The sequence below is a fragment of the Streptomyces sp. NPDC046215 genome (genome assembly GCF_040646215.1).
Taxonomy (GTDB): domain Bacteria; phylum Actinomycetota; class Actinomycetes; order Streptomycetales; family Streptomycetaceae; genus Streptomyces; species Streptomyces stramineus.
Window position 1 is genome coordinate 1 of sequence record NZ_JBEYZW010000184.1, and the last position, 3242, is coordinate 3242.

1 protein-coding gene is annotated in these 3242 nt (G+C 66.0%); it reads right to left on the reverse strand.

Annotated elements, in window-relative coordinates:
• Positions 1–3242: beta-ketoacyl synthase N-terminal-like domain-containing protein (locus ABZ951_RS33700; protein ID WP_361281766.1), on the reverse strand; the 3242-nt coding region annotated here is incomplete at both ends.

The following is a 3242-nucleotide window of genomic DNA, read 5'->3' on the forward strand; positions in this document are numbered from 1 at the left end:
GGGGTGAGGAGCTCGTCCCCCGGGTCGGCGGTGGCGGTGATGAGGGGAATGCGGGGCGGTTGGTAGGTGAGGGTTTCGGCGGTAGCGGCCAGCTCGGGGAGTAGAGCGTCGAGGTGGGGGGAGTGGAAGGCACCGCTGGTCTGCAGGGCGGTGGTCTTGCGGCCCATGTCCTGGAAGTGGGCGGTGACAGCTTCGACCGCGCCGTGGTCGCCGGAGATGACGAGTGAGGTGGGACTGTTGACCGCGGCGATCGATACCTGACCGGCATGGTCTTCGATCAGGGGATGTACTTCGTCGGGGGTGGCCTGGAGGGCGGTCATGGCCCCGGTGGTCGGGAGGGTGTCCATGAGCTGGGCCCGCGTGGTGACCAGAAGCGCCGCGTCGGGCAGAGACAGGATGCCGGCGAGGTGGGCTGCGGTGATCTCCCCCAAGGAGTGCCCGGCCACGCAGTCGGGCCGTACCCCGAACTGCTTGGTCAGCAGGGCGTGCAGGGCGTACTGCAAGGCGAACAGCGCCGGCTGCGTGTAGAGCGTCTGGTGGATCAGCGACCCGAGATCACTGCCCGGGGAGGGATAGAGGACGTCGAGCAGGGGGTGGTCAAGGTGGGGGTCGAGGTGGGCGCAGGCTTCGTCCATGGCCTGGGCGAAGGCGGGGAACGCCTGGTAGAGGCCGTGTCCCATGCCGGGGTACTGGGTGCCCTGCCCCGCACACACGAAGGCCAGCTTCCCCCCACCGCCCGTGCCCCGGATCACGGAGGGGTGCTCTTCACCGGCCGCCAGGGCGGAGAGGGCGTCGAGGAATCCGTCCCGGTCCCCGGCGAGCACGACTGCCCGGTGATCGAATACCGACCGGCCCGAGGCGAGCGAGAACCCCACATCCGCCAACGCCACATCAGCACGACCGGTCAGGAACTCCCGCAGCTGCCCCGCCTGCGCCCGCAGAGCACTGTCCGACTTCGCTGACACCGGCCACGGCAACGGCATTGGCAGTGCTGATGAAGGCGTCTCGCCGTCCTCCTGGTCCAGGTCACTGGACTCCTCGGCGGGTGCCTGTTCGATGATGACGTGCGCGTTCGTCCCGCTGACGCCGAACGAGGAGACTCCTGCCCGGCGGGGCCGTCCGTCCGTCTCCGGCCAGGGCACCGGCTCCGTCAGCAGCCGTACCGCGCCCGCGTCCCAGTTGACGTGCGGCGAGGGTTCATCTACGTGCAGGGTGCGTGGGAGTGTCCCCTTGCGGAGCGCCATCACCATTTTGATGACGCCTGCTACCCCGGCGGCCGCCTGGGTGTGTCCGATGTTCGACTTCACCGATGCGAGCCAAAGTGGTTGTCCAGCCCGTCGCTCTTGCCCGTAGGTGGCGAGCAGGGCCTGGGCTTCGATCGGGTCGCCGAGCGTCGTACCGGTGCCATGTGCCTCCACCGCATCCACGTCGGCAGGAGAGAGACGAGCGTTGGCTAGGGCTTGGCGGATCACTCGCTGCTGTGACGGGCCATTCGGCGCCGTCAGACCATTGCTCGCCCCGTCCTGATTCACCGCGCTGCCCCGTACTACCGCCAGGACCTGGTGCCCGTTCCGGCGAGCATCGGAAAGCCGCTCCACCAGCAGCATGCCGACACCCTCGGCCCACCCCGTACCGTCCGCCGAGGCCGAGAACGCCTTGCACCGACCATCAGGTGCCAAACCCCGCTGGCGGGAGAATTCGATGAAAGTCAGCGGCGTGGACATGATGGTGACGCCGCCGGCCAGGGCCATGGAGCACTCTCCGGCTCGTAGGGCCTGACAGGCCAGGTGCAAGGCGACCAGCGACGATGAGCACGCCGTGTCCACTGACACCGCGGGCCCTTCCAGACCGAGGGCGTATGCGATGCGACCGGAGGCAATACTGCTTGAACTACCGGTAAGGACAAAGCCCCCATGGGTGTCCGGCTCGCGTTGGACGAGTGAAGCATAGTCCTGAGAGTTGAGACCGGTGAAGACTCCGACCTGCCCGGCTCGGAGAGTGTCCGGGCTGATATTTGCTCCTTCGAGAGTTTCCCAGGCGGATTCCAGCAACAGTCGCTGTTGGGGATCCATCGCCAGCGCTTCTCGCGGACTGATACCGAAGAAGCCGGCGTCGAAGTCACCGGCGCTGTAGAGGAACCCGCCTTGCCGGACATACGAGGTTCCGGCGTGGTCCGGGTCCGGATCGAAGAGTCGGTCCAGGTCCCAGCCGCGGTCCGTCGGGAAGTCGGCGATTGCGTCCTGTTCCGTGACGAGAAGTTCCCAAAGCCCCTCCGGGTTCCGGACGCCCCCAGGGAATCGGCACCCCATGCTGATGATCGCAATCGGCTCGTCATGAGTGGTCGACCCGACGAGCGCGGGGGTGCTGACTTCGGGGGCAACACCGCCCAGCAGCTCGGTGTGCAAACGCTCGGCGAGTTTGAGGGGCGACGGGTGATCGAAGATGAGAGTCGCAGGAAGGCGAAGCCCAGTAATAGCTGCAAGGCGGTTACGGAGCTCGATGGCGGTGAGAGAGTCGAAGCCGATTTCCCGGAAGGGGAGCTCGATAGGGATCGAGTCAGGTGTTGCATGCCCGAGAACGATCGAAGATTGTTTGCGGACGTTATTCAAGAGCGCCGCATGTTGTTCTGCTGTGCTTTTAACGATCAACTGTTGCCGGAGCGTTGCTGCGGCGGATGGCTGAATGTTGAGCGACGAATCATGCTGCCGAGCTTCTGGAATGTCCTGGACGAGCGCGAGTCCCCCGGGACCATGCGCCGGACCGAATGTTTTCCAGTCGATGTTCGCGAAAATGAATTGCGGTTCAGGCTGACTGACAGCTCGCTCGAACCCGGCGAGAGCGAGCTGAGGATGCATAGGGAGAACACCGCGTCGGTGAAGAAGTTGATGGGTCGACTCGGCGCTGGCGAGTCCATCGCCGTCCCATAGTCCCCAGGCGATGGAGGTGGCGGGGAGTCCTTGGGTGTGGCGGTGGGTGGCGAGGGCGTCGAGGTAGGCGTTGGCGGCGGCGTAGTTGGCTTGTCCGGGTGAGCCGAAGGTGGCGGCGGTGGAGGAGAAGAGGATGAAGGCGTCGAGGGGGAGGTGTTGGGTGAGTTCGTGGAGGTGGTGGGCGGCGTGGGTTTTGGGGGTGAGGACGTTGGTGAGGTGGTGGGGGGTTTGGGTGGTGAGGGTGCTGTCGTCGAGGGTGCCGGCGGTGTGGATGACGGTGGTGAGGGGGTGTTCGGGGGGGATGGTGTTGAGGAG